Source organism: Methanospirillum sp. (assembly GCF_035406105.1).
Lineage (GTDB): Archaea > Halobacteriota > Methanomicrobia > Methanomicrobiales > Methanospirillaceae > Methanospirillum.
On record NZ_DAONKG010000135.1, the window covers coordinates 1 to 6,873 of the forward strand.

General features: G+C 48.1%; 5 protein-coding genes and 1 pseudogene. All 6 read right to left on the reverse strand.

The window, feature by feature from the left end; genetic code table 11:
- Nucleotides 1-1,528: threonine--tRNA ligase (locus PLA23_RS08825; RefSeq protein WP_324474896.1), on the reverse strand; the 1,528-nt coding region annotated here is incomplete at its 3' end.
- Between the two features lie 118 nt (nucleotides 1,529-1,646).
- Nucleotides 1,647-2,204 (reverse strand): dCTP deaminase, encoded by a 558-nt coding sequence (dcd, locus tag PLA23_RS08830; RefSeq protein ID WP_324474897.1) that lies wholly within the window; start codon nucleotides 2,202-2,204, stop codon nucleotides 1,647-1,649.
- A gap of 21 nt (nucleotides 2,205-2,225) precedes the next feature.
- Nucleotides 2,226-2,981, reverse strand: a complete 756-nt coding sequence (locus PLA23_RS08835; protein WP_324474898.1) for an RNA methyltransferase — start codon at nucleotides 2,979-2,981, stop codon at nucleotides 2,226-2,228.
- Nucleotides 2,982-2,984: 3 nt separating this feature from the next.
- Entirely contained in the window at nucleotides 2,985-3,671 is a 687-nt protein-coding gene (locus tag PLA23_RS08840; RefSeq protein WP_324328296.1) for a phosphoglycerol geranylgeranyltransferase, read from the reverse strand.
- A gap of 70 nt (nucleotides 3,672-3,741) precedes the next feature.
- On the reverse strand, nucleotides 3,742-6,537 hold the full coding sequence (locus PLA23_RS08845) for a DNA topoisomerase I (protein ID WP_324474899.1): 2,796 nt from the start codon (nucleotides 6,535-6,537) through the stop codon (nucleotides 3,742-3,744).
- A gap of 4 nt (nucleotides 6,538-6,541) precedes the next feature.
- Nucleotides 6,542-6,873, reverse strand: a pseudogene (locus tag PLA23_RS08850) (Asp-tRNA(Asn)/Glu-tRNA(Gln) amidotransferase subunit GatB); the annotation flags it as partial.

Consider the following 6,873-nt stretch of genomic DNA (forward strand, 5'->3'; position numbering starts at 1 on the left):
GATCTTTTGCATAGGCAAGATGATTATCGGTGACCGGAATGATTCTGACCTGGGTCGGAGTCAGCCAGGTTGGAAGATGTGCAACCTTCTGATGTACCGTATTTTCAAGGATGGCACAAAAAACCCGTTCAACTGAACCGGTTGGAGAACAGTGAAGAATTGGTGGATACACTTCTGTTCCATCAGCAAGATGATATTTTATCCCAAACCGCCTGCTGCTCTCAACATCTATCTGGACAGTCGGGTTCTCAATCGGCCGGTTCTGCCCGTCAATTGCTGCAAGATCAATCTTTGCAATCCAGTAGTGTACCCGGTCTGATAAGGTTTCAATCAGGATAGGAACGCCTGATTCTTTTACAATTTTTTTGATCCATGCCTCATAGTCCTTGTAAAACTCTTCGGTGCACCGGAAGACAGCAACGAGCTGGGTCCCAAAGTCCCGCCCGGTCTTCCATCCGATAGCCAGCTGTTCTTCGAAACAGGTCAGAGCATTCTCAAGATCCTTACACAGGGAATGCATATCAGGCATGGTAAAGGCACGAAGCCGTTTCAGACCGATAACCTCTCCCTTCTGTTCATGCCGGAACGAGTAGGTAGAAAGTTCATACATTTTCATCGGGAGGTGATTCGGAGAGATATGCATACTCCGCATGGTGGTAAACATACCAAAACAGGCAGCAAACCGAAGCATCATATTCCGGTTTCCTGATTTAAACCGGTACTGCCGCTCACCAAACTTGTCTGCGTGCTCAAAGATTGCTTTATCAGCCAGATCATACATCACCGGCGTCTCAACCGGGCTTGCACCATAGTCAAGAACAAGGGAGAGGGCATAATCTGCCAAAAGATCACGAACCAGTTTTCCACGGGGAAGCCAGCGGAGATGACCCACATCGGAGACTGGTTCATAATCCACAAACTCCTTCGAACGCATCAGATCAACATGAACCGGTTCTCCACCAACCGGAACAGCAGTGCCAATCTCCTTTCTGATAAGGGCTGCAAAAGGAGAATCATCAAGGTATTCCTGCACATCATGCACCGTCCCTTCAGGTGTCAGAACAAAGAATTTATGTTCAATATGTTTCTTTTCCGGTTTTGCTGCATCTTCTGAAGGGGTGATTGACCGTGAGAGCTCAGAAAGCGGATGTCCCTTACAGGAGAGGGAGAATGATTTATACCAACCAAATGGTGCTCGTTTTACCTCATACCCTGCCTTTTCAAGTGAATCCTCTATTGATTTCAGAGCGGTAACAGCAAGATCTGGTGCGGCAAGGTCTGATGACAGGTGGGCATACGGATATACCATCACCCGGTTACATTCAACCTTTCCGGCCATTTCGCTAATGGCTGCCACCGTCTGACTAATCACGTCTTCAATACCGTCAGCATCCGGTGACTCGACTGCACAAAAGGCAACCAGAGCATCATCTAGACGGTCAGCCGGATTACAAGGTTCTTCAGCAAATTTAGTCTTCTTCTTTGCCTCATATTCGATGAAATCAGAATGTATTAAAAGAAGGCGCATGAATCAGGTCTCCATGTACAATATCCATATATGTTGACGTTAATCGGGTATAAAACAAGATAGGTTCTATTAAAAAGATCCCGGCACTAAAAAAAAAGGGACCGCAGAGATGATCAGGTCAGGCTCTCTTTTTATTTTCGTAGTATCGTGAGAGGGTGGCCTGTCGCTGGTTTAGATACTTTGCATCCTTTTTCGCATTATACGGGCAATGTGCCCGCTCGGTGGTGTAAAAGACCAGCTGCCCGATAGGCATACCGGCATGCATCCTGACCGGGCGCTGGTTTACATTACACATCTCAAGGGTGATAGATCCCGCAAACCCCGCATCAATCCACCCACCGGTCTGATGGAGTTCAATTCCCAAACGGGCAATACTACTCTTCCCCTCGATGCTGGCGACGATATTATCAGGAAGACGAATTGCCTCCATTGTCTCGGCAAGAAGAAACTGACCTGGGTGAAGAACAATACTCTCTGCAGTAATTTCTTCTGTTCCGCTTATCACGCTGTCACGAATATAGGGATCAATGACATCATCCCCGGGCGTATACCAGACAAAGTGGTTTCCAAGTCTGATATCTATGGAATTTGGTTGTATTAATTCAGGATTATAGGGATCAATACCGATATACCCACGTTCGATACGATCCATTATCTGCCAGTCAACAAGGATCATGTACCGATCTGTTGTTTTCGATTACTGTTTATCATTATGATCAGATTTGGACAGGTCGTGCTGAGCCGGAGGCGGACATTGTTCAGGCGGTGCAAAATGCCATTCAGAACGCCTGAGTAGACCATGAATCGTGCTGCATTCCCGCCAGGTGAGATTACATCGTCCAAGAACACGGCGGATAAGTGTCATGGTGGATTCCCGTTTAAACCCGGGATGGTCCACACGATCCAGATACTGATCAATATGTTCATAGAGATGGTCCATCTCTTCCTTTGTTGCCAGAGGGATGACTGCTTTTGGAAGATTGGCAAGCTCATAACAGATCACACCGACTGCATGAGAAAGGTTGATAATAGGGTAAAGGGGAGACGTAGGAATTGTACACACAATGTCAGCCCTTCTGACCTCTTCATTTGAAAGTCCCCAGTTCTCCCGTCCAAACAGGATGGATATCGTTGCGTCCAGCTCTCCGATAAGTTCACGTAATTCTTTCGGTGAATAAAATGGCATTCGTGTCGGATGACAGGCAGAATATGAGAGTGAACCGGTTGTTGCGACAACCCGGTGTGACGTGGCAAATACCTCATCAAGTGTCATGATGCGGGCCTGACGAAGCACATCATCCGCATGAGATGCACGAATCAGTGCCTCGTTTCCGAGGGTACAGGGATTGATGAGGATAAGATCAGTAAATCCGAAATTTTTCATCACCCGTGCAGTAAACCCTACATTCCCCTCATAGAGAGGTTCGACCAGAACAATCCGGATATGCGGCATTCATTACTGCACGGCTTGGACAGTCTCTAAAAGGGTCTTTACTCCCTTTTCATAGACGGCATTTCCAACGACTATCGTATCTGCATATTTTGCCATTTCTGCAGCCTTCTCTGCTGAATCAATCCCGCCTCCATAGTATAGAATCGCGTGATCGATTGCCCTGCTCGCGCTCTTCACCACTTCAGGATCTCCATACATACCGCTGTATTCGATGTATACGATCGGGAATTTGAAATAATGGTCTGCAACAGACGCATATGCGGCAACTTCCTGAGCAGAGATGGTGCAGTCTGCCCCAGTCACCCTGCCCACTGCAGAGTTCGGATTTAATACAATATATGCCTCAGGAATTACCTTCTCCCAGACAATGTCAGGATTCATCGCCCAATCGCGGTGCTTCCCGACAATCCATCGTGCATCAGAGGTATTCATCACGCTTGCAACATAGAGCAGATCTATCCCGTGAAAGATCACCGACTCAGGACCGGCAGGTTCTACAACAAGCGGCAACCCATACTCTTTGACCTGGTCACGCAGCTGTGACATATTGTCTTTTGTGATATTGAGCGTGCCTGAAAGGATAAGGGCATCGGTTCCACTTGTTGCAATCTCTGCGATCTCCTCTTCGGTAAGATGTTTATCAGGGTCCAGCTTGGTTACGTGAGCCCAGGTTTTCCATTTTGTATGCATATATGTCATCCTTAAAAGTGCTGTACAGCTTCATGAGTTCTGAAAGAAAAACGTTCGGGAGAGATAGGTATCAGGCAGCTGCCAGGGCCTGAAGTTTCTTTACATGATCCTTTGACAAACCGCTCAGTTTGGAAGCGATCGCCGTATCTGCCGTATCAAGGGTTTTTTTATCATAAATTCCTGCACGGTAGAGATGCTCAAGGGTTGACTCCCCCACTCCAGGCAGGGCCAGGAGCTCGGTTCTCCCGGCTTCAAATGCCTTTTTCGATATCTTCACCGGATCAGGTCTTCCAAGCGCCTGAGCTATGAGGGTTGCGTGCCTGATAACCGTCTCAATAGATATACCTGTCTTTATCGCAAGATATGCCGGATGGGCTGAGGCGATATCTTCAGGTGTTAAAAACCCGGCCTCTTGGTACCGCTTCAGTGATACGGCAGGAATACCAATATCCTTCAGCTGGTTTTTGGCAACCAGTGCTATTGCTTCTTCCTTGAGAGTTTTTGCTTCCTCTTCGGACAAGCCGGTTTTTTTCAGTGATTCAAGTGATGCTGATGCAATATCTCCAATGCAATTGATTCCTGATTCGGCAAACCCGTTCATGACTTTTGTATGACTCCGCCCTCGTTTTGGGGGGACAAACTGCTTCATAAACTTTTTGCATTCCGACCGTCTCCGGATCAGATCGAGGACATCATTCGCTTCATGAATGAGTGCATCTGCCAGCTTTTTGGTGATCCCGATCTGCTTTGCAAGAAAGCCGGATTCAAGCTTTGAGAGATCATACAGCGAAAAAATCCTGGCATCAAGAAGTTTTTTCTGAATTGCCTCAGTCATTGAGGGTATCTTCGCATAGTGCTCTTTCTGCTGCTCAATAAGCTGACAGAGCGGGCATCCCATCTCCCAGGGCCGTGCACCTTTTGCAATAAGACTGACATGGAAAAGATTGTGAATATCACAGACTTTCTTGGTCCTGACAGCAGAACCCCACATGGTTCCTGGCAGGGAGATATTGAAGGTACAATCAGGATATCCATTGCATCCGATAAACTGTGAAGCACCCTTCCGCCTGATCCGAAGGTCTTTTCCACAGATCGGACACGGTCCGATGGTCAGCTCTTCATCGGTCTGACCCATAATCTCCTGTCCGATGACTGCCTCGTTTGGTTCAAGTTCATCAAAGACCTGATGGAGCATCTTTCTGGAGTCATCGACAACACCATCACGGGTCTTGTTTCTGACCTTGATTGCCTCCATCGCCTGCTCCAGTTTCTGGGTCATATCAGGCCTGGTAATCGTTGATGCATGTGCTTCCAGTGATTCGGTCACCGCCTTTCCAACAAGTGTTGGCCGAAGCGGGTTGCCTTCGATGTACTTGCGTGAGATGAGTTTTTGGATCACCTCATGCCTGGTTGATTTTGTCCCAAGCCCGAGCTCCTCCATCACCTGGATCAGTTTGCTCTGTGAGTACCGCGGTGGTGGCTGTGTCTGTTTCTCCTCAAGATTCAGATCCTTGATCAGTAGCTTCTCCCCTTTTCTTACCAACGGAAGAACCAAATCCTTTGCTTCAGAGTACGGATAAACCATCCGCCATCCAGGCTCGGTCAGGCGGGAGCCGGTGGCAATATAACTCTGTCCTGATGCGTCCATTTCGATACGCATGGTTGCCCATTGAGCATCAGGGGAAAGGGTGGCAAGAAACCGTCTCACAATGAGTTCGTATAATTTCCAGTTTTCACCCAGCTGCTCTTCGGTTGCAACACCGGTCGGGTGGATTGGCGGGTGATCAGTAGATGATTTCTTCCCTTCAGTCGGTTTTGCCCGTTTATTCTTTCTCACCCACGCCACATCAGAAGCAAACCTGGTTTTTTCAAGCGTCTTTAAGATAGCTTCAAGATTTAAGGAGGGAGGATAGATCGTATTGTCAGTACGGGGATATGAGATAAATCCGTTCATATACAATTCTTCTGCAACGCGCATTGCATTAGCAGCAGAATATCCTATCCGTGCAGCAGCAACGATAAACTGCGTTGTATCAAACGGGGTCGGAGCACGATCTACCCGCTTTCCTTCCTTAACCTCAGTGATGACGAGAGGGTCTTTTGTCCCGGCATAAGCCGCATCAGCCAGTTTTTTATCAGTAAACCGGCCCTCGGCATGACGGGCGATGATCGGTTCGCCATCCTTCTCCGTGGTCAGGGATATCTCCCAGTACGGCTCGGGGATAAAAGACTCTATCTCCCGTTCCCGGTCAACAATCATGGCAAGGGTTGGTGACTGCACACGCCCGACAGAGAGGATATTTCCACCGCCCCGTTTTGCAGCAAGACTGATGAACCGGGTAAGAGATGCTCCCCAGATGAGATCAACAACCTGTCTTGCCTCACCTGCAGCAGCAAGATCAAAGTCAATCTCTGCAGGTTCCGAGAATGCCCGGGTAATCTCATCCTTGGTGATAGCTGAAAACCGTGCCCGGTCAATCGGGACTTTGGGGTTGACTGCACGGACCAGCTCATACGCTTCCTTTCCGATAAGTTCCCCTTCTGTATCAAAATCCGTGGCAATGGTGACACGGTTTGCCTTTTTTGCAATCTTCTGGATCAATTTGACGATTGCCGGTTCAGTTGGCCGTTTTATTGTATCAGCATCGATTAATGACCGGGGAGGCCGCTCCTGTGACCGCCAGTTGGTGTATCCTTCGACAAAATCAACCTCAACAACATGGCCACGAAGTCCGATTGATATCTTATCACCAAAGGAATAGACATTCACTCCGCCCTCCTTTTTTGCCGTCACTTTCTCATTTCCGGAGAGGATCTGTGCAATCCGGTTTGCGGCAATATTCTTCTCGGCAATAATCAGATGCATGATATCAGACCTTCTTGTCCAGAATCTCTTTAAGAAGCCTATTCAGATGTCCGGGATCTGCACGGCCTCTGCATTTTTTCATGACCTGTCCGACCAGGAAATTCAATGCCTGCATCTTTCCGGCATAATAGTCATCGACCGCCGCCTGCTGCTCGGCAATGACCTCCTGTATCATGGCAGTCACCTGATCACCACTGGTCTTTGCAAGGCCAAGTCTGTTCACAATCTCCCCAGGTCTTTCCGGCTTTTTCCCGTCTTTTACCGCATCAAGGATCAGACGGAGGATCTCAACTGCGGATTTATCAGTAATTGAATCAGCGGCAATCAGATCGAGAA

Coding starts and splice junctions, on each gene's coding strand:
- PLA23_RS08845 (WP_324474899.1), bottom strand. CDS start 6,537: ATGCATCTGATTATTGCCGAGAAGAATATTGCCGCAAACCGGATTGCA.
- dcd (WP_324474897.1), bottom strand. CDS start 2,204: ATGATCCTTGTTGACTGGCAGATAATGGATCGTATCGAACGTGGGTAT.
- PLA23_RS08835 (WP_324474898.1), bottom strand. CDS start 2,981: ATGCCGCATATCCGGATTGTTCTGGTCGAACCTCTCTATGAGGGGAAT.
- PLA23_RS08840 (WP_324328296.1), bottom strand. CDS start 3,671: ATGCATACAAAATGGAAAACCTGGGCTCACGTAACCAAGCTGGACCCT.